Annotated in this window: 21 protein-coding genes; 13 read left to right on the plus strand and 8 right to left on the minus strand. The window is 63.2% G+C overall.

The genetic code is table 11. The annotated features are described in order from the left end of the window. The first annotated feature begins 36 nt into the window (after positions 1-36). Genes AC1Z36_RS00760 through AC1Z36_RS00780 form a run of 5 tightly spaced genes read left to right on the plus strand, consistent with a single transcriptional unit; the run spans position 37 to position 6,806 of the window. Positions 37-501, plus strand: a complete 465-nt coding sequence (locus tag AC1Z36_RS00760; protein WP_133834374.1) for a hypothetical protein — start codon at positions 37-39, stop codon at positions 499-501. Positions 502-505: 4 nt separating this feature from the next. Continuing rightward, positions 506-967 carry a hypothetical protein gene (locus AC1Z36_RS00765; RefSeq protein WP_483561566.1) on the plus strand — a complete coding sequence of 154 codons (462 nt, stop codon included), beginning with the start codon at positions 506-508 and terminating at the stop codon, positions 965-967. Beyond that, positions 951-1,253: a transcriptional regulator gene (locus AC1Z36_RS00770; protein WP_105658582.1), complete on the plus strand. Its 303-nt coding sequence runs from the start codon at positions 951-953 to the stop codon at positions 1,251-1,253. The genes AC1Z36_RS00765 and AC1Z36_RS00770 overlap by 17 nt, the downstream gene beginning before the upstream one ends. Before the next feature lie 39 nt (positions 1,254-1,292). Then, complete coding sequence (locus AC1Z36_RS00775; protein ID WP_332498589.1) at positions 1,293-5,957, plus strand: ATP-dependent helicase; 4,665 nt, start codon at positions 1,293-1,295, stop codon at positions 5,955-5,957. 24 nt (positions 5,958-5,981) lie between these two features. Next, complete coding sequence (locus AC1Z36_RS00780) at positions 5,982-6,806, plus strand: DNA-formamidopyrimidine glycosylase family protein (protein ID WP_402741776.1); 825 nt, start codon at positions 5,982-5,984, stop codon at positions 6,804-6,806. A gap of 22 nt (positions 6,807-6,828) precedes the next feature. Here AC1Z36_RS00780 and AC1Z36_RS00785 read toward each other — a convergent pair whose 3' ends face one another. Further along, on the minus strand, positions 6,829-7,665 hold the full coding sequence (locus AC1Z36_RS00785) for a PhzF family phenazine biosynthesis protein (protein ID WP_332498592.1): 837 nt from the start codon (positions 7,663-7,665) through the stop codon (positions 6,829-6,831). 60 nt (positions 7,666-7,725) lie between these two features. On the opposite strand from AC1Z36_RS00785, the gene AC1Z36_RS00790 reads away from it, so the two are divergent. Together AC1Z36_RS00790 and AC1Z36_RS00795 are read left to right on the plus strand one after the other, a co-directional pair. After that, positions 7,726-8,748, plus strand: a complete 1,023-nt coding sequence (locus tag AC1Z36_RS00790; protein ID WP_105658586.1) for a pseudouridine synthase — start codon at positions 7,726-7,728, stop codon at positions 8,746-8,748. 72 nt (positions 8,749-8,820) lie between these two features. Further along, positions 8,821-9,720, plus strand: coding sequence for a hypothetical protein (locus AC1Z36_RS00795; RefSeq protein ID WP_105658587.1), 900 nt, complete (start codon positions 8,821-8,823; stop codon positions 9,718-9,720). Between the two features lie 25 nt (positions 9,721-9,745). Here AC1Z36_RS00795 and AC1Z36_RS00800 read toward each other — a convergent pair whose 3' ends face one another. Next, positions 9,746-10,522, minus strand: coding sequence for an SDR family NAD(P)-dependent oxidoreductase (locus tag AC1Z36_RS00800; RefSeq protein WP_105658588.1), 777 nt, complete (start codon positions 10,520-10,522; stop codon positions 9,746-9,748). 138 nt (positions 10,523-10,660) lie between these two features. Next, entirely contained in the window at positions 10,661-12,109 is a 1,449-nt protein-coding gene (locus AC1Z36_RS00805) for an MDR family MFS transporter (RefSeq protein WP_133834369.1), read from the minus strand. 210 nt (positions 12,110-12,319) lie between these two features. On the opposite strand from AC1Z36_RS00805, the gene AC1Z36_RS00810 reads away from it, so the two are divergent. Beyond that, positions 12,320-12,859: an NUDIX hydrolase family protein gene (locus AC1Z36_RS00810; protein ID WP_105658590.1), complete on the plus strand. Its 540-nt coding sequence runs from the start codon at positions 12,320-12,322 to the stop codon at positions 12,857-12,859. Here the strand turns inward: AC1Z36_RS00810 and AC1Z36_RS00815 are convergent. Beyond that, complete coding sequence (locus AC1Z36_RS00815) at positions 12,856-13,953, minus strand: FUSC family protein (protein ID WP_286134340.1); 1,098 nt, start codon at positions 13,951-13,953, stop codon at positions 12,856-12,858. The two genes, AC1Z36_RS00810 and AC1Z36_RS00815, sit on opposite strands and share 4 nt — an antisense overlap. A gap of 133 nt (positions 13,954-14,086) precedes the next feature. On the opposite strand from AC1Z36_RS00815, the gene tgt reads away from it, so the two are divergent. Then, entirely contained in the window at positions 14,087-15,385 is a 1,299-nt protein-coding gene (tgt, locus tag AC1Z36_RS00820; protein ID WP_105658591.1) for a tRNA guanosine(34) transglycosylase Tgt, read from the plus strand. Positions 15,386-15,463: 78 nt separating this feature from the next. On the opposite strand, the gene AC1Z36_RS00825 is transcribed toward tgt, so the two are convergent. The 4 genes from AC1Z36_RS00825 to AC1Z36_RS00840 form a co-directional block, all read right to left on the minus strand. Continuing rightward, positions 15,464-15,919, minus strand: coding sequence for a GNAT family N-acetyltransferase (locus tag AC1Z36_RS00825; RefSeq protein ID WP_105658592.1), 456 nt, complete (start codon positions 15,917-15,919; stop codon positions 15,464-15,466). Positions 15,920-15,932: 13 nt separating this feature from the next. Next, complete coding sequence (locus AC1Z36_RS00830; RefSeq protein ID WP_332487411.1) at positions 15,933-17,531, minus strand: hypothetical protein; 1,599 nt, start codon at positions 17,529-17,531, stop codon at positions 15,933-15,935. Further along, the gene (locus tag AC1Z36_RS00835) at positions 17,521-18,216 is read right to left on the minus strand and encodes an ABC transporter ATP-binding protein (protein ID WP_105658594.1); all 696 of its coding nucleotides are present in this window, start codon (positions 18,214-18,216) and stop codon (positions 17,521-17,523) included. The genes AC1Z36_RS00830 and AC1Z36_RS00835 overlap by 11 nt, the downstream gene beginning before the upstream one ends. Before the next feature lie 66 nt (positions 18,217-18,282). Further along, on the minus strand, positions 18,283-18,993 hold the full coding sequence (locus tag AC1Z36_RS00840) for a queuosine precursor transporter (RefSeq protein WP_332487409.1): 711 nt from the start codon (positions 18,991-18,993) through the stop codon (positions 18,283-18,285). A 355-nt stretch (positions 18,994-19,348) separates the two neighbouring features. Here AC1Z36_RS00840 and AC1Z36_RS00845 point away from each other — a divergent pair, with 355 nt between their 5' ends. The 4 genes from AC1Z36_RS00845 to AC1Z36_RS00860 all read left to right on the plus strand — a co-directional run bounded on the left by AC1Z36_RS00845 (position 19,349) and on the right by AC1Z36_RS00860 (position 22,504). After that, positions 19,349-20,056 carry a TetR/AcrR family transcriptional regulator gene (locus AC1Z36_RS00845; RefSeq protein WP_332487407.1) on the plus strand — a complete coding sequence of 236 codons (708 nt, stop codon included), beginning with the start codon at positions 19,349-19,351 and terminating at the stop codon, positions 20,054-20,056. A gap of 124 nt (positions 20,057-20,180) precedes the next feature. Next, complete coding sequence (locus tag AC1Z36_RS00850; RefSeq protein ID WP_332487405.1) at positions 20,181-20,795, plus strand: hypothetical protein; 615 nt, start codon at positions 20,181-20,183, stop codon at positions 20,793-20,795. Positions 20,796-20,831: 36 nt separating this feature from the next. Further along, complete coding sequence (locus AC1Z36_RS00855) at positions 20,832-21,653, plus strand: hydroxymethylpyrimidine/phosphomethylpyrimidine kinase (protein ID WP_332487402.1); 822 nt, start codon at positions 20,832-20,834, stop codon at positions 21,651-21,653. Between the two features lie 362 nt (positions 21,654-22,015). After that, on the plus strand, positions 22,016-22,504 hold the full coding sequence (locus AC1Z36_RS00860) for an FBP domain-containing protein (protein ID WP_105658599.1): 489 nt from the start codon (positions 22,016-22,018) through the stop codon (positions 22,502-22,504). Positions 22,505-22,931 lie beyond the last annotated feature (427 nt).

Consider the following 22,931-nt stretch of genomic DNA (forward strand, 5'->3'; position numbering starts at 1 on the left):
AAGACAAGACTTTCCATAACGGAAAGTGGGGAAATCATGGCTGAGGGGCAAGAACGAATCGACAAGCTGACCGCCGCGGAGCGCCTGGCCTCCGCGGACCAGGCCTCGAACAAGATGATCGCTGCCGGCACTTCTTCCCGGGCCACCCTCTTCGTGTACGTGGTGCTCGGGAGCACCGCGATGAGTCTTGAACATGTCCTTTCGCCAAAGATGGCTCTGGCGTTATTCGCGGTGGCTGTCGTTGCAGCCCTCGTGCACTACGTGATTATGCGCAGCCGCGCCAAGATGCGCCCTTTGCTCAGCAGCTCGGCAACCTACGGCTGGTACGCGTTCCTGGCGTCAATGATCGTGATGTGCCTGCGCTTTTGGGTCGCCGAGGACCCTTGGAGCATCGGTGCGAAACTAGTCGTCTCCTGCACCGCCTTATGGCATTTGCTTTCCTCCGCGCAAGCGGCATGGGACAAGGACCGTGTGCAAGATGCCCAGGAAATGGCGGTCTAGCCAGGTGAACAATTCGCAGATCCCCTCGGAGCGCGAAGCCGCTTCCCAACTCGCCACGGCCGAAGAAGCCGCGAGCGGCACCGTCAGCGCCACCGAAGCCCCCGGGGCATTCATGATTGCCCTGGGCATCGCCACGTCGGCAATCTTTTCGCTCTACGGAGTCATCGACATCGCCCTTTGGTACTGGTCGCCGGTGCTCTATGTGCCATTGATCGCCTGGTACGCCTACTGGTCGCGCCAGCGGCCCAAGTCCCGTCCTGCATTGAGGCACTCGGGCAAATACATCGCTGTCATGCTGTTCATGATGCTCGCCCTGCAATTGTGCACCTTCTGGATTCCCCAGACTTGGCTGTTCGCGATACCCAAATTCCTCGCATTGGCCGCTGTCTTCACCAGTTCCCTGTGGATCATGCGCCGCGAAACCATCAAATCCCGCATCAAGGATGGAAATGAACAAGCCATCTAGCAATGCGCAATTCGACGAGCTGATCCATGCACCCATCCGCCTGCGCATTTGCGCCAGCCTCGCCCCGGTGCAGTGGGCAGAATTCGCGCACCTTCGCGGCATCCTCGATGTCGCCGACTCCGTCTTGAGCAAGCACCTCAAGCAGCTCGCCGATGCCGGGTATATCGGCATCGAGCGGTTCACCAAGCTGGGGCGCAGCCATATGCGCGTTTCGCTGACCAAATCCGGACGCCGGGCCTACGTCAGCCATGTGGCGGCCCTGCGGGAGATCACGGCGGGCGGATAATGGCCGATCTTGTCGTTCGCAGACCGTAGTATCGATTCCATGAGCGATGTCCTGTCCCGGTTCGGCGCAGCCACCCGCAAGTGGTTCACCGACGTCTTCTCCGCGCCCACCGTTGCCCAGAGTGGCGCCTGGGAATCCATCTCGGACGGGAAGCACACCCTGGTCATCGCGCCAACCGGCTCTGGCAAGACCCTGGCCGCGTTCCTCTGGGCACTGGACCGGCTGCACCACGCGGAACTTGACGCTCCAGCATTGCCGGGGATGGACTCCGATGCCGATCATCCAGCAGGCAATGGCACCAAGGTGCTCTACATTTCTCCGCTGAAGGCCCTCGGGGTCGATGTGGAGCGCAACCTGCGTTCTCCGCTCGCTGGCATCCGCGCCACCGCGCACGAAATGGGCTTGTCCCAGCCGTCGGTGTCGGTGGGCGTGCGCTCCGGAGACACTCCGGCCAATGACCGGCGCAAGCTGCTCAAGGACCCGCCCGAAATCCTGATCACCACGCCCGAGTCGCTGTACCTGATGCTCACCAGCCAAGCACGCAAGACCCTTGCCGAGGTGCACACCGTAATCATCGATGAGGTCCACGCGATTGCCAATACCAAGCGCGGAACCCATTTGGCCCTGTCCCTGGAACGGCTCGACGCGCTGCTGCCCGCCCCGGCCCAGCGCATCGGGCTCTCTGCCACCGTCGAGCCGCCCGAAGAAGTGGCCCGCTTCCTGGCCGGCTCCGCCCCGGTGAACATCGTGCGCCCGCCGTCCACCAAGAAATGGGAGTTGGCGGTGCGCGTCCCGGTGGAAGACATGACCGACCTGCCTTCCGCGGCCGGAGCGCATGATCTGGGTCCGGGTTCCTCCCCCGCGGCGTCGGCGAGCATCTGGCCGCATGTGGAAAACCAGCTGGTGGATCTGGTGCTGGACAACCATTCGACCATCATCTTCGCCAACTCCCGCCGGCTGGCCGAGCGGCTGACCGGGCGGCTGAACGAAATCTACGCCGAACGCGAGGGATTCAGCGCCGAGGATGCTTCCACCTCCAGCCCCGCAGCGCTGATGGCCCAGGCCGGCTCCACCGCTGCCGCGCACCCGGAAGCTCCGTTGCTGGCCCGAGCCCACCACGGCTCGGTGTCCAAGGATTCGCGCGCCCAGATCGAGGACGACCTGAAGCTGGGCAAGCTGCGCGCCGTGGTGGCCACCAGCTCCCTGGAACTCGGCATCGACATGGGACTGGTGGATCTGGTGATCCAGGTCGAATCCCCGAACTCGGTCTCCTCGGGGCTGCAGCGCGTGGGCCGTGCCGGGCACCAGGTCGGCTCGGTCTCCCGGGGCGCTTTCTTCCCCAAGCACCGGGCGGACCTGCTCTCCACCGCCCTGGTGGTCACCCGCATGCGCCAAGGAGCCATCGAGAAGATGGTGATCCCCGCCAACCCGCTGGATGTGCTGGCGCAGCAGACCCTGGCCGCGGTGGCCATGGACGACTTGGACGTAGAGCAATGGTTCGACACCGTGCGCCGCGCCGCCCCCTACCAGCAGCTGCCGCGCAGCGCCTATCTGGCCACCTTGGACATGCTCTCGGGCAAGTACCCTTCGGATGAATTCGCCACGCTTAAGCCGCGGCTGATCTGGGACCGGGATGCCGGCACCCTCACCGCCCGGCCCGGGGCGCAGCGCCTGGCCGTGATTTCCGGCGGCACCATCCCGGACCGCGGGCTGTTCGGGGTTTTCCTGGCCGGATCCGAGGATGACAAGGCGCCCAAGCGCGTGGGCGAGCTGGACGAGGAAATGGTCTACGAATCGCGCGTCGGGGACATTTTCGCCCTCGGGGCGACCAGCTGGCGCATCGAGGACATCACCCACGACCGGGTGCTGGTCACCCCGGCCTTCGGCCAGCCCGGAAAGCTGCCCTTCTGGCACGGCGACGGGCTGGGACGCCCGGTGGAACTCGGGGCGGCGCTGGGCGAATTCACCACGAAGCTGCTGGCCAGCGAACGCACCGAAGCGGCCGAAGTGCTGCACGGCAGCGGGCTGGATCCGTTCGCCGCGAACAATCTGCTCAACTACCTGGACGAGCAGCGCCGGGCCACCGGCCAGGTGCCCAACCACCAGAATTTCGTGATTGAGCGCTTCCACGACGAACTGGGCGACTGGCGGGTCATCCTGCACTCCCCGTTCGGCTTGGCCGTGCACGCCCCGTGGGCGCTGGCCGTCGGCGCGCGGGTCCGCGAACGCTGGGGGCTGGACGCCTCGGCGATGGCCGCCGACGACGGGATCGTGCTGCGCATCCCCGCCATGGACGATGAGCCGCCCGGGGCGGACCTCTTCGCCTTCGAAGCCGACGAGATCATCGAGGTGGTCACCTCGCAGGTGGCCAATTCCGCGTTGTTTGCCTCCCGCTTCCGCGAATGCGCCGCCCGCGCGCTGCTGCTGCCGCGGATCAACCCGACCAAGCGCACCCCGCTGTGGCAGCAGCGCCAGCGTGCCAGCCAGCTGCTGGATGTGGCCCGCAACTACCCGGACTTCCCGATCATCCTGGAAACCGTGCGCGAATGCCTGAATGATGTCTACGATCTGCCGGCGCTGTCCAGGATCCTCTCCAGCATCTCCTCGCGGGCCATCCGCCTGGTGGAAGTGACCACCGAGCTGCCTTCGCCCTTCGCCCAATCCCTGCTTTTCGGCTACGTGGCGCAGTTCCTCTACGAATCCGACGCGCCGCTGGCCGAACGCCGCGCCGCCGCCCTGAGCCTGGATCCGGTGCTGCTGGGCGAATTGCTCGGGCGCAACGACGTGCGCGAGGTGCTGGACCCGCAGGTCATCTCGGCCTTGCAGGAGCAGCTGCAGCATCTGGCAGCCAACCGCCGGTTGGCGGGCATGGAAGGCGCCGCGGACCTGCTGCGGCTGCTGGGTCCGCTGGATGCCGGGCAGCTGGCAGCCCGGCTGCGCGATCCGGCCGATGACGAGGCGGCGCTGGATCCTGCCAGCGCCCGGGCCCACGCCGAGGCCCTGGTTTCCACGCGCCGGGCTTTCACCTTGCGGCGCTCCGGCCAGCTGGTGTACGCGGCCATCGAGGATGCCGGCAAGCTGCGCGATGCGCTGGGCACCCCGCTGCCCACCGGCATCCCGGCGGCCTTCCTGGAGCCTGCCACCGCTCCGATCCAGGACCTGGTCTCGCGCTTCGCCCGCACCCACGCCCCGTTCACCCTCGGGGAGCTGGCCGCGCAGCTGGGACTGGGCGTCGCGGTGCTGCGCCCCGTTCTCGACCAGCTGGTGGCCGCCGGCCGCTTGTCGCTGGGGGCCTTCCGCCCGCTGGAGCTCGTCCCCGAAGGCGTGGCCGGCGACGAATACTGCGACGTGGCGGTGCTGCGCACCATCCGCACCCGATCCCTGGCGGCGCTGCGCGCCGAGGTGGAGCCGGTGGACCAGCACACCTACGGGCGCTTCCTGCCGGCCTGGCAGCAGATCGGTTCTTCGCTGCAGGGAGCCGACGGCGCCTATGAAATCGTTGCCCAGCTCGCCGGCGCCGAGGTCCCCGCCTCCGCCCTGGAATCCTTCGTGCTCCCGGCCCGGCTGAGGGGCTACCAGAATTCCTGGCTGGATGAGCTGTGCAGCTCCGGGGATATCCTGATCTGCGGCGCCGGAGCCGCCGGGGGCAAGGACGGCTGGCTGTCGCTGCACACCGCCGAGCATGCAGCGCTGAGCCTTCCCCAGCCCGATGCCAGCGCGCTGCAAGCCCTGGACCTGCGCGTGCTCCAGGCCTTCGAGTCCACCGGCGCCTACTTCGCCGAGGAGCTGGCCGGGCGCATCCACCGCAGCGATGAGCCGGCGGCCAGCAGCCACGAGGTCGCCGAATCCTGCTGGAGGCTGTTCTGGGCCGGGTACATTTCACCGGATACCATGGCGCCGATCCGCGGCTACCTGGCCGGCGGAAGCACCGCGCACAAAATCGCCAAGCCCGCCCCGCGGGCCCGCGCCGCACGATTGAACCGGCTCTCCGGGCTGAACCGGCTGGCCCGGGAACAAGCCGGCGGGCCGGCGCGCGGCTCGCGCGGCGCGGCCCGCTGGTCGCTGCTGCCCGCACCGGTAGCGGACCCCACGATCAGCGCCCACGCCACCGCGGAAATCATGCTGGAACGCTACGGGGTGCTCACCCGCGGCTCGGTGGCCGCCGAGTCGGTGCCCGGCGGCTTCGGCCAGCTCTACCGGGTGCTCTCGAAGCTGGAAGAGGCTGGCCATGCCCGGCGCGGCTACTTCGTCGAGAAGCTCGGCGCCGCCCAGTTCTCCACCTCTACCACCATTGACCGGCTGCGCGGATTCCAGCTGGCCGATGACCCGCGCCGACAGCCGGTGGCCACGGTGCTGGCTTCCACCGATCCGGCGAACCCCTATGGCGCGGCGCTGGCTTGGCCTGCGACCGAAACCGGGCACCGCCCCGGGCGCAAGGCCGGCGCAATCGTCGGGCTGCTCGACGGTGCCCTGAGCCTCTATCTGGAGCGCGGCGGGCGCACGGTGCTGACCTTCGGGCAGCTGCCCGAGCCGTCCTGGCGCATCCTCGCCACGGCGATGGTCGCCGCGCTGCGCACCGCCCAGGTCGACAAGATCGCCATCGCCACGGTCGACGGGCAGCCGGTGCAGGACCATCCGGTCGGCGCCGCCCTGCTGGGCGCCGGTTTCTATGCGACGCCCCAAGGCATCCGCTTCCGCCGCTGACCCGCTATCGAAGGAGCGTTGCCCATGCCCGAAGGCGATACCGTCTACCGCGCCACCGCCCGCCTGCACCAGGCGCTGGCCGGCGAAATCCTGCTGGCCTCCGATTTCCGCGTCCCGGCCCTGGCCACCGTGGACGTCGCCGGGTACACGGTGCGCGAGGTCGTCCCCCGGGGCAAGCACCTGCTGATGCGCCTGCAGCCGCCGGCTACTGCGAACCCGGCCTTCGCCCAGCCTGCGCTGACCTTGCATTCGCATCTGCTCATGGAAGGGCGCTGGGATCTCTATGCGCCAGGCGAACGCTGGAGGCGCCCGGCGCATACCGCCCGGGTGGTGCTGGAAACAGCAAACGCCAAGGCCGTGGGCTTCGAGATCGCCCAGGTGAAACTGCTGCCAACCGAACAGGAATCCGAGGTGGTCGGCCATCTGGGACCCGACCTGCTCGGGTCGGACTGGGATGCGCAACGGGCGCTGGACAACCTGCGCGCCGATCCGCAGCTGGGCATCGGCCAAGCGCTGCTGGACCAGCGGATCATGGCCGGGGTGGGAAATGTCTACCGCAGCGAGATCCTGTTCCTGCGGCGCGTGCATCCGCTCACCGCGGTGGGCGAGGTGGCCGGCCTGCCGGCATTAATCGAACTGGCCCACCGCTTGCTGGTGGTGAACAAGGACCGGTCGCGGCGGGTGACTACCGGGCAGCCGCGCACCCGCGACCCGCTGTGGGTCTACGGCCGGGCGTCAAAGCCCTGCCTGCGCTGCGGAACCCGCATCGGGCTGCTGCGCATTCCCTCGGCTTCCACCGGTGCCGAACGGGACTGCTACCTGTGCCCTTCCTGCCAGCCAGCGGCCTAGGCGGCGGGGCGCGGCTGCAAGCCTAGAGGTCGACTTCGCCCTGCACGCAGCTGCTCACGTCGCCTCCCACCCAGACCACGCCGTCCTCCACGCGCAGATGCACCCGGCCCTGGTACCCGATCGCGGTGCCTTGGGCGGCGATGTAGCGTTCGGGAGCCAACCCGGAATCGGCCAGCCACCGGGCCAGGCCCGCATTGAGGCTGCCGGTGGCCGGGTCTTCCCACACTGGGTCCCCGCCGACGAAAGCACGCACTTCGAACTGCGTGCCGGCCCCTGGCTCCTGCGGACCTGCAACCCCGATGGCCAGCGTCCCCAGGGCGTTGGGATCCGGGTCCAAGGCCAGTACCTGCTGCGCACTGGAGAGCCTCACCCCGATCCATTCCGGGCCGTTGACCAGCCATGAGGCATCCTGGATCTGCTCCCGGGGAATCGCCAGTACCTCGGCGATGCGCTGCACCAGCAATTCGGCAACCGGTTCGTAGCGGGTCAGCGGCGGGGCAGCGAACCATAGCCGTTGCGGCTCAACGCGCACCTCCACCAGCCCGGCGGCGCATTCCTGGATGACCCGTCCCTGCTTCTTGGGAACCCCGCCGGCCTTCAGCCAGGCAAAGGCCGAGCCCAGCGTCGGGTGGCCGGCGAAGGGGAATTCCTGGGTGGCAGAGAAGATCCGCACCCGGTAGTCGGCGGCCGGATCCTCCGGTTGCATCAGGAACGTGGTCTCGGCCAGATTGGTCCACTTGGCAAATCCTTGCATCTGCCCGCTGGCCAGGCCTTCTGCATCGTGGACCACAGCCAAGGGGTTGCCCAGATATGCAGTGGGAGAAAAGACGTCGACTTCGCTGTATTTACGCATGGCCATCGAACCAACCTAGCAGACCGCGGCCTGCGCGGTCCTGGCAAAGATGGGAGAATAGCCCCTATGGCTATGGAATCCCCGCTTCCCGTGCGCAACGGCGTCAATGCAACTCGTCTTCGCCTCCCGCGGACCGGTTCGTGGGCAACTGTCGCAGATTATTTGCTTGAGCGCTTCGGCCATGTGGATCCAGAGGGCATCCTGCGCCGCTTCGATGATCAGCAGATCGTTGGCTTGGGCGGCACTCCGCTCACCCGCCAGACGCCCCTGGGCGAGCACGAATTCATTTGGTACTACCGTTCCCTGCCGGTAGAAACTCCCATTCCCTTTGAAGCCAGGATCCTGCACCAAGACGAGCATCTGCTGGTCGTGGACAAGCCGCATTTCCTCCCCACCACACCCGGCGGACGCTTCATCCAGGAATCCGCGCTGGTGCGCCTGCGCAACCAGACCGGCATCGATGATTTGGTGCCGATGCACCGGCTGGACCGGGCCACCGCCGGGGTCATTCTTTTCGCGGTGAATCCGGCGACCCGCGGCGATTACCAGATGCTCTTCGAACGCCGCGAGATCGCCAAGCGCTACAAGGCGGTGGTCGCCCTTCAGCCGGGCGAAGGCCTGGAAACTGGACGGGTGCTGCATCCAAATGGGGAGCATTCGCAGGTCAAACCGGAATCCGAGCTGCGTGGCCTGCTGCAGCGGATGCCGTTGCTCTTCGAGAACCGGATGGCCAAGGTCAAGGGCCAGCTGCGTTCCATTGTGGAAGAAGGCGAGCCGAACGCCCAGACCCTGGTCAAGCTCGAGGCGATCGGAACGAGCACCGGTTTCCATGCCGGGCTGGAGGTCGCCTTGATGGATCTGGAACCGCGATCGGGCAAGACCCATCAGCTGCGAGTGCACCTGGCTTCCTTGGGCCTGGGCATCATCAATGACGCGTTCTATCCGCGGCTGTGGGACCTGGCCCCGGATGACTACCGGCGCCCGCTGCAATTGCTGGCGCACACCATTTCCTTCACCGATCCGCTGACCGGCCACGCGCGCAGCTTCAGCTCGCAACAGCGGCTACTGGAAGCGCCGTCGGTCCCATAACCTCTTCTCACGGGGGAAGAATTGCCCTAGGCTGGTGCCTATTATCCCGTGCCCCGTAAGGATGAAGGCAAGATGGCCGAACACCAGCGGACCCCGCAACTCGATTCCCTGGTGGAGTCGGCCCAGTCTGCCATTGCTTCGGCGGCAGAACGGTCCTCCTTCGTGTTGCCCTACTCGGCGCCAGATCATCGCCCCAACCCTGCAGTGGAACCTTTCGACACGGTCCGCGGATACCTCTTGGGCGCGTCGGGCTTATTGCTGCTGCTGACCTCGTTGGCGTTGCCTTCCGGCTTGCATGGACGCGCGCCGTCCAGCCTGCTGGATACCAGCCTGGTGCATTCGGTGTTGTGGCCGGCAACTGCCATCGCGCTGGTCCTGAGCGCCGCGTTTTCGCTGCGCCGCGATCAGCTTTCGGCGCGACGCCAACGAATCATTTCCGTTTATTCGATCCCGGCCACAGCGATGATGGCCTGCGCCATCACCCTGGCCTCCGGGTTCTTGGCCATCAGCGCTGCCATCCTGGCAACCATCGCTTCGCTGCTGTCCCTGTACGGCGTGCTCCAGCTGAACAGGAATACTGCGCGAAACCGCTTGGAGCGCTGGGCAACGGATGCCCCGGTAAGCTTCTTTGCCGGTTCCAGCCTGGTCTATGCCCTGCAACTCTGGTTTGCCGCCGCCGGATGGAATGACGGCGGGCAGGGACTTCCTGCTGTGGTGGTGGCGGCCGGAATTTCAGTGGTTGCCGCCGCCTTCGCCCACTCGGAGCGCGGCCGCCACGCCTTTGCCAGCGGCTTCGGAATCTGCATGATCGCCGCTGCCATCCAGGGCTGGCTCAATGAGTCCGCACCGCTGTGGGTCTGCGCGGTCTGGATCTTCATGGCCTTGCTGGTCTTCCTGATGGCCGAGAACCGCCGGTTCCAGATCAGCCATGCCGAGCACCGTGCGCAGCGCGGCAAGCCCATAGAGTTCTAGGACTGGCCGCGCCCGCCACGGGTGCCTAGCGTGGCGCCATGCGGATGGCTCCATCAAGGCGAATGGTTTCGCCGTTGAGCATCGGGTTGGCCACGATGTGCTCCACCAATGCCGCGTATTCTTCCGGACGTCCAAGACGCGAAGGATGCGGCACCTGGGCTCCGAGCGAGTCCTGGGCAGCCTGCGGCAGGCCGGCCATCATCGGCGTGTGGAAAATGCCCGGTGCGATGGTCATGACGCGGATCTGGTGGTTCGCCAGCTCGCGAGCCAGCGGCAGGGTCATGGCCGCTACTGCTCCCTTGGAGGCCGCATAGGCCGGCTGCCCGATCTGGCCGTCAAAGGCCGCCACCGACGCGGTGTTGATGATGACCCCGCGTTCGGTGGTTCCCTGCTCATCGCTCAGCGCTTCGCTATGCGCCATGGCTTCTGCGGCCAGGCGGATCACGTTGAAGGTGCCGTTGACATTGATGTCCAGCACCTTGGCGAAGCGCTCCAGCGGCAGCACTCCGTCGCGGCCCAGCACCTTGCCTGGTGTTGCCACACCGGCGCAATTGACCAGCACCCGCAGGGTGCCAAGTTCCTTGGCACGTTCGATGCCGGCAGCCACCTGCTGCGCGTCAGTGACATCAGCTGGCACGAAGCGGACATTCGCGCCGATCTCGGCGGCGATTTCATCGCCATCCTCACGCGGCAGGTCGAGTACCACCACATGCCTGGCGGCGGTGGCCAGCTTCTGCGCCGTGGCGCGTCCCAATCCCGATAGGCCGCCGGTGACCAGAGCGACTGAATCCTGCAACTGCATATTTACCCCTTTGTAGACAGTGGTCTTGTGATCTACATTACTGGCCAGTTGCGTGGAGGCGAAGACTCTTGCCCGCGGGCATGGAAAAACCGCTGGACCCCGCGATGGGATCCAGCGGCTCTTGCACTGTCCTGCAGCCTAGTGGCTCGGAACCGTCGCAGGCTCGGCTTCGACTCCAGCCGATTTCTTCTTGCCGCCAAGCAGGAAACCGATCACCACGATGCCGACGCTGCAGCCGGCACCGATCAGGAAGCCAGGTTGGAAGCCTTCGACCGAAGCGGTCAGCGGATCGCCGCCAGCTGCGATCTTCGCGGCGGTGGATGAGGCGACAACGCCAACCAGCAGGGCGGTGCCCATGGCGCCCGCCAACTGCTGCAAGGTCGAGAGCAGGGCCGAACCGTGCGAGTGCAGGCTGTGCGGCAGCGGGTTCAGCGCAGTGGTGAAGGCCGGGGTGAAGATGAAGGCCAGGCCCAAGCTCATCACCAGGTGCATGACAACCAGCAGCCAGATCGGAGTGTCCACATCCAGGACCACCGCGTAGCCCAGCAGCGAAACCAGCAGCACCAGGGCGCCGGGAACGATCAGCGGACGGGCGCCGACCTTGTCGTAGAGCTTTCCGACCAATGGCGCCAGGACACCCATCAGCAGACCGCCCGGGAGCATGATCAAACCGGTGGTCAGGGTTTCAATGCCCAACACGTTGGTGAAGAACATCGGCAGCAGGATGATCACGCCGAACAGCGAAATCATCGAGAACATCATCAGCACCAGCGAAAGGGTGAAAGCCCTGTAGTTCAGCGGACGCAGATCCAGCAGCGCCTTGTCTTCCTTCTGCAGGTTCAGCTGCAGGAAAACGAAAGCGAGCAGGCACAGAATCGCGCCAACAAGGATGCCCAGGTTCAGCGGGGTGACGCCAACCGACAAGCCGCTGAGGCCGTAGACCAGGCCGCCGAAACCCGGGATGGCCAGAATCAGCGAAGGAATGGACAGCGGCGTCGAGGCGCCGTCAACGTCCTTGGACAGTCGAGGGGTGCCGATCAGCAGAGCCGCTACCGCGATCGGGATGATCACGATGAACATGAATCGCCACGACAGGTACTGCAAGATCAGTCCGGATACCGTCGGGCCGATGGCCGGGGCTACGGAGATCACGATGGAGACATTGCCCATCAGCACGCCGCGGCGCTCAGCAGGGACCAGATGCAAGATGGTGGTCATCAGCAGCGGCATCATGATGGCGGTGCCGCTGGCCTGGATCACACGGGCCACCAGCAGGACGCTCAGGCCCGGCGCGAGGGCAGCCAGCAGGGTGCCCAGAGTGAACAGGCCCATGGCCAAGACGAAGACATTACGGATGCTCATCCGCTGAAGCAGGAAGCCGGTCATTGGAATGACCACGGCCATAGTCAGCATGAAGATGGTTGACAGCCACTGAATTGCGTCAGCGGTGACATTGAATTCATCCATCAGAACAGGCAGGGCCACGTTCATGATGGTCTCGTTCAGGATGACCACGAAGCTGGAAACAATCAGCACCGCAATCGTGGTGAAGTTCTGTTTGCTCAGTCGTTCTGGAGCGTTCGTCACGGCAGGAATCTGCTTCCACGAGGATTCGGAAAAAGGAAACGCTATCTGACGCTTGCGGCTGCTTCGCCGGGCAAGGAAGTTCAAATAGCTCTATCGATTTTATCGCTTGGGATTGCGGTGCACTAGGGGTGCAGGAAACCTTATAGGTGAGTTCGGCAACACAGATCCAGCTTCACGGAATGTCGAGGGTTTGTGTACGAAGATAGAACCATGAACGTGCGCACTCCTGACCCATACCCTGGATGGCTCTCCGAAGAAGACCTCTACGAGGCACGGCAGCGCCTGCCCATGCTCTACGTCGAGGCCATTCCCGTGCGCCTGGACCCGCTGGGCTACGTCAACGAGGTGGGCCTGCTGCTCACCGGCGATGATGACGGGCGCATGCTGCGCACCTTCGTTTCGGGGCGAGTGATGTACCGCGAGACCATACGCGCCGCGTTGATCCGCCACATTGAAAAGGACCTGGGCACCATGGTGCTTCCGCAGCTTCCGGCTTCACCGGTGCCATTCACCGTTGCAGAATACTTCCCGGCACCGAGCGAAACCGGCCTGACCGATGATCGCCAGCATGCCGTATCCATGTGCTACATCGTGCCGGTTCGCGGCGAGACCAGCCCTCGCTCCGATGCGTTGGAGCTGACCTGGCTTTCGCCCAGCGAAGCGCTCAGCTCGGACATCCAGGGCGAGTTCGCTGGCGGTCGAGAAAATATTCTCCGTCAGGCATTAGCCCATGTCGGAGTGAATATCTAGCCCTGCTGCCCGCTATTTGGAATGATTCCCTGCCGGCGCTTGATGATCGATCCAACCCAGCTTCCCAAGAGCACCCCGAGCATGCCCACGGTGCAGCCGATCAGGGTCTCGACCACGCGGTCGTACATCACCGAGCCGCTCAGGCCCGTCACCAGCGAGACGCCCACGAGCGCCATCGGGGTAATGAAGACCTGCGCCAGGAAATAGTTGCGCATGACCAGCAGCTCGGCCATGAATTGGCATATGGCGATGAAGGCGAGCAGGATCCAGACCTGCGGGTTCAGGAAGATCAAGATCGCCATCAGGACCATGCCTGCCAGGGTGCCAAGCATTCGGTGCACGCCGCGCCGGATGCGCAAGGTCGTGGTGTGCCCGACCAGGGGAACCACCGCGGCCACCATCGCCCAGTAGTTGTGCCCGGCTTCCAGGCTGCTGCCCACGGTATTGGCCAAGGCGCCGGCCACGCCGGCTGTCAGGATGTAGAACAGCCCTTCCCACCAGATGGCCTTGCGGACGTTATCCGATAGTGGCGGCAGCGGGGTGCGCTTCCACAAGCTGGTCCACTGCCCGAGTGCACCGGCCGCACCGATGGCTACCGACAACAAGATCGTCAGGGCCGACACGAGCAGGGCTTCGCCGATTGGCGCGGGGACGGGGATCGAGGCAATTGCCGCGAATGCGAAGATGTGGAACAGCGAACCGCCGGGCCGCAGCCGCATGAAACCCACCAGCACCGAGCAGGCACCGGCCACGAGAGTCGTCGCGCCAACTACTTGCCACTGCTTGATTCCAGGGTCCGAATGGTCGATCCACCAGTGCGAAGCGGCCAGCGCCAGGGCGATTACCGCGAAGAACAAGGCCCCGGAACGCACCTGCATCCGCAACCGGTTCCAGTAGCCGTCCACGCGCCCATACACGCCGGTAAAGGCGCCGAACACGGCAAAGACCACAAGGTCCAGCCGGTCAATCGCGAAGAGCGTGATCAGAGGCGCAAAAACACCGATGCCGGTGCGCAGGCCGATCCAATGGTCCTTGCGGGCAGGCCCCAGCGTAATGAGCGCCTTGGCGGATTCCTTCAGATTCTCCAGACCCACATCTTCCTTCCGTCGCGTTGGACACAACACGTACGCTCCATTATTCGCGCTTTGCCTTGTGAAGCGTTAGGTTTTGGCGCACATTGCCCCTGTCGTTTTCCTCACCGCGCGGTTAATACGGCACACTTGGTACGTGTCCGAAAAGAACTTTGACCCCAGTGCCCCGCATGCCCGCCAGGATGAATTCGGCTTTGAAGTCGGAACCCGGCTGACCGCTCCGGACGGTTCCCCGATGTTGGGACGTACCGGCGTTATCCGTACCCCGCACGGCGACGTCAAGACGCCCGCGTTCATTGCGGTAGGCACCAAAGCTACCGTCAAGGCAGTCACCCCGGTGCAGGTTCAGGAGCTTGGCGCGCAGGCTGTGCTGTCAAACGCCTACCACCTGTATCTTCAGCCAGGCGCGGATATCCTCGATGAAGCTGGCGGACTAGGCAAGTTCATGGGCTGGCAGGGGCCGACCTTCACCGACTCCGGCGGATTCCAGGTCATGAGCCTGGGCTCGGGCTTCAAGAAGGTCATCGACATGAAGTCCGTAGACCAGTCTGGTCCGGACGACGCCGTGGCCCCGGGCAAGGAACGCCTGGCCAATGTGGACGAGGACGGCGTCTGGTTCAAGTCCCATCTCGACGGCACCAAGCACCGCTTCTCCCCTGAGATCTCCATGGGCGTGCAGCACCGGATCGGCGCGGACATCATGTTCGCCTTCGACGAGCTGACCACCTTGCAGAATTCCCGCGGCTACCAGGTCGAGTCCCTGGAGCGCACCCGGCGCTGGGCCGAGCGCTGCATTGCCGAGCACTTTGCATTGACCGACTCCCGCGAAGGCAAGGAATACCAAGCCTTGTTCGGCGTCATCCAGGGCGCCCAGTACGAGGACCTGCGCCGCAAGGCCTGCCAGGACTTGGGGGCCATGGCCTTCGATGGCTTCGGCATCGGCGGCGCCTTGGAGAAGGAAAATCTGGGAACCATCGTCGGCTGGTGCGCCGAAGAGCTTCCAGAGAACAAGCCGCGCCACCTGCTGGGCATTTCCGAGCCAGATGACGTCTTCACCGCGATTGAGAATGGTGCCGATACTTTCGACTGCGTCTCGCCCACTCGCGTTGCGCGCAACTCGGCGTTCTATACCCCCTGGGGCCGTTTCAATCTTTCCGGCGCACGCTACAAGCGGGATTTCACTCCGCTGGTGGAAGGCTGCGAGTGCTATGCCTGCAAGAACTTCACCCGTGCGTACATTCACCACCTGTACAAGGCCAAGGAACTGCTCAGCCACACGTTGATTTCCATCCACAACGAGCAGTTCACTGTTTCGCTGGTTGAATCCGCGCGCCAGGCGATCGAAGATGGAACCTTCTTCGAGCTCAAGGACAAGGTGCTCTCCAGCTACTACGCTGGCGAACCGGATCCGCAGGGCCAGCCGGCCGCCCTGTAGCCAAGGGCCGCAAAGCAGTCGAGGCATCGATTCTCCACGCACTGGGCAGTGCAAGGAGAATCGATGCCTCTGGCTTTTCTAAGCCGAAGCCCTCTGCCCTGCGCGGGTCATCGGCAAATGCATGATCCCGTCGTCGTCATAGTCTTCTCCGGAGCGGAGGAAACCGAACTTTCCGTACCAGCCCTCCAGCTGGGTCTGGGCGCTGAGCTGGATCTCCGCCTCCGGAGCGCAAAGCGCCACGGCACGCTGCATGAGTTCCCCGGCCAGGCCCCGGCCTCGGGCTTCTGCGGCCGTTGCAACCCGCCCAATGCGCGGAGTGCCGCTTGCGCTGTCCATGATTCGCACAGTACACAGCACTTTCCCGTTCTCGGTGGCCACCAGATGCACAGTGCCGGCATCCAGATCGCGGCCATCGATGTCCGGGTAGCACGATCGCTGCTCGACGATGAATACCTCGGCACGCAGTTTCAGTATTGAGTAGAGCAATTCTGCGGAAAGCCCATCGGGCTCGTGGATGGAAATCAAATCGTTCATCCTCCAAGACTACCTACGCCCCCGCGCCCAGCTTCCTGCCGGAAACTTGAACCAGGGCACTTGCACCAAAGAGCATTGCCGCGATCCACAGCAACAAGGGAATGGGAGTACCGGGGCTGAGCACCAAGAAGAAAATTGGCGAGAACGTGGCAGCTGCCCGAAGGAAAGTCGCTGTTTCCAGGAAAAGATACGTGGCCACGGCCGACTCGCTGGTGGCTCCCCCGAGTAATGCATCCCAGTCCCGTTCTTCCCTGCTGGCGTGGGCACTGCTTGCCGCAGCACACCCCAACGCGGCGACCAGGCCTGCGGCGATCCAAAGCCAAATGCGATCCAGCTGGATCATGCCCAGCATTCCCAGCCCGCCGGTCAAGAACAGCAAGGCGGTGGCTGAAAAGAGCATTGCATACAGCGTTGCTGCCCGCATCAGGCGCTGTTCCGAAATCCCTAGAAGCTGGGTGAGCTGCCGTTCGGAAACGAGCGGTGCAATGGTCGCGGAAATGCTCAAGGTGAGAACCAGGCAGAGCACCAGGTAAAAGGCCGCTGCGCTCAGCGGGTTGGCAATTCGCTGAACCGTGGCGGCCAACGCGAAAGCCAGGAGCAGGAACCCGGCCACCGAATGCCAACGGCCTCCCCTCAGCAAACGGAGGCAGAGAATGCGCCACGCCACCGGCAACTTGGCGGTGAGCTTGCCACCGCGTGCGCGCCTGCGGCTAATAGCGGATGTCGCCGGAGCCGAGAGGCCTCGCGAGTCGCCCTGCATCAAAGCCCCCACGGCGAATTGCTGGTGCTCTCCGGCAAAACGCAACGCCTGGCCCGGAATCTGGTCAAAATGGCGAAACGCACCGTACGTACTCGCGCCGCTAAGTACCAGGATAACGAGCAAGGCGAGCACCCAGGCAGCCGGCTTCAAGGTGGCCGCAGCCATAGCGCCAACCAGGCTTTGGGCCCAAGGAATCTGGAACATCAAGAGCATCCACAGCACGGCCAAGGCGATGAGCAGCCCGAGGCCCACCCAGTCGCAGATCCGTCGCGCAGCTATTTGGTGGTTCTTCCCCTGGATCGCCGTGGCCGCGTTGGCAAGCCCGACACCGGCCACTGCGAAGCAGGCGAGCCCAAGGACTGCAACGGGTACCGGGAGCGATCCGGCCAGCCCCAGCATCACGATCAGCCACAACGCACCGGCAAAGCTGCTCGCGAAAAGACCGATGAGCACCGCATTTCGCCAAGTCGGCTGGCGGATAGCCCGGAGCTTGACCGGTAGCGGCAGCCACCAGTCGGCCTTGGCCGCACTGAGCCCGCAAGGCCCCAGGTAGAGCATGAGCCGAAAGGTTGCCAAGCCGGCCAAGGCCAATAGCACGAAAGAGAGGTCCTGCAAGCGCCAGACGGCGCTGGGCAGCTCTTGGTGCGCTACGCCCTCGCCCAAGAGCACAAACAGCATGCCAAAGAGTGCGCTGAAGAGGTAGGCCAACGCCACCAGCGCGGCCAGCACCCAGACATAGGCATCGGAAAAGCTGTCGAATTTCTCGGAGAAATTCCGCCGCTTCTTGGCTCTATTGACCAGTTCTCGAGGATTGAAATCAACGGCATGGCTTGCAACCCGGCTAGCGCTCAAGCCACTGCGCCCCTGCCTGCGGATCAAGCAGTTCACCCTCGTCTTCATCCAGAAGCAGCACTTGGTCCACGCAGCTTCGCACCATCAGCGGATCATGGGTCACCGCTAGCAAAGTTGTTCCCCTGGCGCGTACCCCGGCAAGCCGCTGGTACAGCTTCTGCCTGATACGCAGGTCCAGGCGTTGTTCCGGTTCGTCAAGAATCAGCAGTTCTGCCGGACGGATCAAGGCCGCGGCGAGCAGCAGCTTACGGCGTTGGCCAGAAGACAGCTCGCCGGGAAGGTGATCGGCAGCAGCAGTGATTTCGAAGAAGTCGAGTTCTGCCTGGACTAACTGGGCCCAATCATCCAGTCCGTGTCCACGAGCGACCATTTCCAGATGTTCGCGCACCGTGAGTTCTTCGAAGAAGGCGCCGTCGGTGACCTGTACTGCGACGGTACGGCGAAAATGCTCCGAGCTTTCATTCACGGGAAGGCTTTGGAACTCGACGGTGCCTTCCACCGGAATGAGATGTCCCAGGATCGTGCGGATCAGTGTTGATTTTCCGCTGCCATTGGCACCGATAATTCCTAAGCCAGCACCGGGAGCCAGCTGCAGGTTGATCGGCCCGCAGATCACGCGATTGGGATAGCCAATGGTCAAGTCGCGTGCTTCTAGCTGAACTTCAGCGCTTTGACCTGTCTGCATGCCATCGATTCTAGTGTCCGGATACAGCTGTGGGCATCGCCCTCACGGATGATGCCCACAGGATCACTAGCTTGCGATGGCCGCTTGGCTGTAGCCAGGTTCGCGCTTCTTGAACCATTTGATGACCATCGAGGTCACCGGAACAAACAGGACCTCCACGGCAGTCTTGTAGATGAAGCCCACCACCACGTAGTTGATGAATGTCGGCGCATCGGCGATGCCGATAACTGGCGCTGCAATGGCACAGAAGATCAGGGTATCCAGGAACTCCCCAACACCGCTGGAGCCGATCAAGCGGAGAATCAGCCCGCGCTCGCCGGTACGTTCCTTGAGCTTGACCAGCACCCATGAGTTGGCCAGCTGCCCCACCAGGAAGCCGCAAGCGGAGGCGACGACGATCTGCCAGATCGGGCCAAGGGTGCGCTCAAATGCGTCTTGCCCGTCGTAGAACTCGGCTGATGGCAATTGGATCATGACCCAGAAGCAGAACACTGCGAAGAACGCCAAGGCGAAAGTCACCAGGATTGAACGGCGAGCCGCCTTCAATCCGTAGACTTCCGCAATGACGTCGCCCAGAATGTAGGCCAGCGGGAAGAGGAAGAAACCGCCATCGGTGACCAGCGGACCGAAGCTGACACCTTTGGAGGCGCCGATATTCGAAAGAATCACGACCGCGCCCATCAAGGTGAGCACCGTGGAGAAGTAGGGAGAACCCGAAGAAGCGAAAACCGCGTTCTTGGTTCGAATCAGATTGTTGCTGGCGTTGGAATCGCCCATGAAATTTTCCTTGTCAAAGTGGTTCGCCAGAACATCGCTAAAAGGCACGGCCCTGCCCACGAATCAAAAGGGTGGAGGTTCCATGCCTGCGCGCTGTCCCGCTGTATTAGCACTTACGCAACAAGTATCCCATGCATAACTGCGGCCACGTTCTCACCTGTTGAAGGCCAACCATGTTTCAGAAATCAAAGAATTCCAAAATTCATATCTCACTTGAATGTCTTCGAACTATAAATTCGAGGAAACAAATAGTGCAGTGACCGTCCTCCCGTACATCAGCATGAAAATTTTCCTTTTTTGAACGCGTTCAAATAATTGGTAGAATCGGATCCACCCACTTCCATCCAAAGGCTCCATGACAACGCAACCACGCACCGAAAAAGGCCAGCAGACCCAAGCCAAGCTCTTGGCAACTGCCTTGGAGTGCTTTGCCACGGACGGATATAAAGCCTCGAGCATGCGTGCCATTGCTTCGAACGCAGGGGTTTCCCTGTCGCATGCGTACTACTACTTCAAGTCCAAAGAGGAGATCGTTGCCCAGCTCCTGCTGAACCTGCGCAGGGAGCAATTCGATCTTTGCGCGGGGATGCTCGCAGAGGGAAATACCCTCGAAGCCAACATCCGCGCAGTACTCGACACGGGCGTCGAAGCGTTGGCTCCCTATCACGATTTCGGGCCTGCGTTCCTGCGTCTGATGCTCGCGCGCGATATGGGCAACGACGAGATTTCCAGCATTGAATTGGAGATATGGGAGAAGGTCGTTTCCGGATCCCGCCCGTTGCCCCCATTGGGCATACGACGCGATCTGCCGAAGTTCTTGCTGCTGGTCTCCCGCCAGATCTTCTCGGCGTGGGCTTTCGACCAGTCGCCGCAGCAGCGCCGATCCAGGCTTCTGATGAAGAACATGGCACCGGTTGCCGCCAAGTTCGCGGTGCTCTGCCGCTTGCCTGTGGTGCGCTCGCTCTTTGAAGATGTGCTGGCACTGATGGATCCAGGGCCAGCAGGGATTGCCGAGGTGTCCATGGCAGATCCTTCACCGCTGAGACGGCCGAAAGCCTCCTGAAAAGCTGCGGATTGCGCGAGCCGGCAAACACCCTGACACAGAGTTCCGTATCACCGCGCCTTAAGGCGTAAAGTCAAACATGCCGATAGGTGATCCCTAGCGAACCAAAGGAGAATGCAGCACTATGAGCGCAATGGCACGAGCACTGCCAAGCTGGACCCACGACTACGCCACGCTGCGTGATCGCATTGCTTCCTTCCCGAACCAGCACGAGATTCGTTCGGTGAATCAAGACGGTGAAGACGTGGAAATCCTCCGCTACTGGCCTGATGCTTCCTGGTCCGCGCCAAAGGACGCGCAGCGCTTGATCCTCTTGGGCACTCCCAACGACGGCACCGCTGCAGAACTCGCCACTTCGGGTTGGCAGCCAAGCACGACCATGCATCTGCTGGCCGGCAAGCCCGACGACGTCGAGCAGGTAGTCAAGCTCGCCGATACATCCGGGCTTTTCGAGGCTCCAATGGATAACTATGACGTCGTTGAGGTGACCGACTTCGACCGTCCGGTCGCCCGAGGACGCATGCGCTACGGCGAAAACTACGGCCTGCTTACCGACCCGGACCTTTTCTCCCCCGCTGATCCCGATGCGGCTCGCCGCGCGGTACTGGCTAACTTTGCAGGCGCAGCTTTCGGCCACGGGCTGCCCTGGCTGCTGCTGGTAGCCACCGCAGAACACGCCCAGCAGCTTCCCGAGGGCTGGTCCAAAGCGACCACGCTCAGCTTCTGGCAGCACGGCTAATCCCATTCCCTACCCGCACTACCCGCAATTGAGACTATGACTAATACAAACACTGCCTCTCCAGCCATGACCCTGACCATCGCTGGTTCCGAAGCCACTGGCGGCGCAGGCGCCCAGGCCGATTTGAAGACCTTCCAGGAACTGGGAACCTTCGGCATCGTGGCTTTGACCTGCATCGTCTCCTTCGATCCCAAGGACTCCTGGAACCACCGTTTCGTTCCCGTTGACCAGCAGGTAATTGCCGATCAGCTCGAAGCCATCCAGGCCTGCTACGAGGACAAGCTCAGCACGGTCAAGCTGGGCATGATGGGCTCGCCAGCAACGATCAACACCGTTGCCACCGCGTTGAATTCCCAGCAGTGGGACAACGTACTGCTGGACCCGGTGCTGATTTGCAAGGGCCAGGAACCAGGCCACGCACTGGACACCGACGAAGCCCTCAAGGCTGCCTTGCTGCCCTTGGCTACGTTCGTCACCCCGAACCACTTCGAGGCTGAACAGCTCTCGGGAATCAAGATCACCACCGAAGATGATCTGATCGAAGCCGCCAAGAAGATCCACGAGGTCTCCGGCGCGGCGGTCCTGGCCAAGGGTGGAGTCCGCATCGCTGGCGAAGACGCCGTGGACGTTTTCTACGATGGCACGACCCTCGAGGTCTTGCGCGAGAAGAAGATCGGCGAAGTTGCGGTCTCCGGCGCGGGCTGCTCGCTGGCCGCAGCCGTAACTGCAGAGCTGGCCAAGGGCGCTACCCCGCTGGAGGCAGCCCGCACAGCCAAGGCGTTTGTCACCGAAGGCATCCGCAACCGCGTTTCTGGCAACACCCCGTTTGACGCACTCTGGCAGGGCGGCCGCCGCTAGGCCCTGGCTGCTGGAGTGTTTGCTGGCCACTGCCGTTCACGGCGGTGGCCAGCAAACTGCTTTAACCGTGGTCCCAGTCATTGGCCTAAGCCAACCGCACTTGTTATGGTTATTCCGGAAGTGCTCAGAATCAATGCGTGGAGAACCACAGGAAGGAGCGGTCGGCTATGCAAGCCACTTTGACGCTCTGCCCGTTCGTCTGCGTATCGAACGGGGTTGGCAACACATTTTCCGCTTAGGGCTTCTGCCTTAGGCAATGTTCCAGTGCCCCCAATTTTTCGTTCCCTTGCAGACCTCAACACCTTGACGATTCGTGATTCCGCGCGCCCATGAAGCGCGTGCGGACTATTTGAGGATTTCCCATGCAGCCATTGACCGAAAAAACCATCCGTTCTTCCTTCATCAACGCCAGCCGCCAAGAAGCGAAGAAATTGACCCTTCCCGAAAACTTTGCCTCCCTCGAGTGGGATTCGCTGGAGTACCTGGGTTGGCGCGACCCGAAAATGATGCAGCGCGGCTACCTGCTCCACACCGACGAAGCGGGGCAGACCCGCGGCATCCTCTTGCGCCCCACCGACGGTGGCCGCAAGCCGACCAACGCCACGATGTGCGAGATGTGCCGCGATGTGAACATCCCCTGCGCGGTAGGCATGTGGACGACCAAGCGCGCTGGCCAGGCTGGACGTGACGGCAATACCTTGGGGACATTGATCTGCCTGAACTTCGAGTGCTCACGCAATGTGCGGATCCCGCCTCCGAAGAATCCGATCTACCCGGACCCAATGGTTGTCGTTGCCGAGCGCATCCAGCTGCTCGACGAGCGCGTGCATAGCTTCCTGAACCGCCTCTAGGCAACCGCAGCCTTCAAGCCGATTCCGGCGCCGCCCGCCCAGCAAGTAGTGAACTGATGAGTAACAAAGCGTCCAAATTTTCTCAAAAATGGACGGGCCCATCAGGCCTTGCTGGGCGGGTTTGTCGCAGTGGTTCGCGGATTTTATTGTGAAATTCCCAAGCCAGCACAATATCCAGCCAAAGGTTACTATTCAATAACCCCTTGATATATGAGCTACGTCACCTAAGATTCCAGCTATGGGTATACGCACTAGCGGACGTTTACCCCGGACGATCATCAAGGCTCGCACCGCTTTTATGTCGCCCGCCCATGACGGGAGCAGCACCGCTATCCAGCCCAGCTAGGAGAATCATGGTCACTCGCCGCACGCAGAGAGTGCCGCGCCTGATTTTGGGATCAGCCACTGCGCTTGCACTGGCTGTTAC

The sequence above is a fragment of the Glutamicibacter sp. BS14 genome, from assembly GCF_056934375.1.

Excerpts from the sequence above, each read along its gene's own strand:
- AC1Z36_RS00760 (WP_133834374.1), top strand. The coding sequence starts at position 37 with ATGGCTGAGGGGCAAGAACGAATCGACAAGCTGACCGCCGCGGAGCGC.
- AC1Z36_RS00770 (WP_105658582.1), top strand. The coding sequence starts at position 951 with ATGAACAAGCCATCTAGCAATGCGCAATTCGACGAGCTGATCCATGCA.
- AC1Z36_RS00775 (WP_332498589.1), top strand. The coding sequence starts at position 1,293 with ATGAGCGATGTCCTGTCCCGGTTCGGCGCAGCCACCCGCAAGTGGTTC.
- AC1Z36_RS00780 (WP_402741776.1), top strand. The coding sequence starts at position 5,982 with ATGCCCGAAGGCGATACCGTCTACCGCGCCACCGCCCGCCTGCACCAG.
- AC1Z36_RS00785 (WP_332498592.1), bottom strand. The coding sequence starts at position 7,665 with ATGGCCATGCGTAAATACAGCGAAGTCGACGTCTTTTCTCCCACTGCA.
- AC1Z36_RS00790 (WP_105658586.1), top strand. The coding sequence starts at position 7,726 with ATGGCTATGGAATCCCCGCTTCCCGTGCGCAACGGCGTCAATGCAACT.
- AC1Z36_RS00795 (WP_105658587.1), top strand. The coding sequence starts at position 8,821 with ATGGCCGAACACCAGCGGACCCCGCAACTCGATTCCCTGGTGGAGTCG.
- AC1Z36_RS00800 (WP_105658588.1), bottom strand. The coding sequence starts at position 10,522 with ATGCAGTTGCAGGATTCAGTCGCTCTGGTCACCGGCGGCCTATCGGGA.
- AC1Z36_RS00810 (WP_105658590.1), top strand. The coding sequence starts at position 12,320 with ATGAACGTGCGCACTCCTGACCCATACCCTGGATGGCTCTCCGAAGAA.
- AC1Z36_RS00825 (WP_105658592.1), bottom strand. The coding sequence starts at position 15,919 with ATGAACGATTTGATTTCCATCCACGAGCCCGATGGGCTTTCCGCAGAA.
- AC1Z36_RS00835 (WP_105658594.1), bottom strand. The coding sequence starts at position 18,216 with ATGCAGACAGGTCAAAGCGCTGAAGTTCAGCTAGAAGCACGCGACTTG.
- AC1Z36_RS00840 (WP_332487409.1), bottom strand. The coding sequence starts at position 18,993 with ATGGGCGATTCCAACGCCAGCAACAATCTGATTCGAACCAAGAACGCG.
- AC1Z36_RS00845 (WP_332487407.1), top strand. The coding sequence starts at position 19,349 with ATGACAACGCAACCACGCACCGAAAAAGGCCAGCAGACCCAAGCCAAG.
- AC1Z36_RS00850 (WP_332487405.1), top strand. The coding sequence starts at position 20,181 with ATGAGCGCAATGGCACGAGCACTGCCAAGCTGGACCCACGACTACGCC.
- AC1Z36_RS00855 (WP_332487402.1), top strand. The coding sequence starts at position 20,832 with ATGACTAATACAAACACTGCCTCTCCAGCCATGACCCTGACCATCGCT.
- AC1Z36_RS00860 (WP_105658599.1), top strand. The coding sequence starts at position 22,016 with ATGCAGCCATTGACCGAAAAAACCATCCGTTCTTCCTTCATCAACGCC.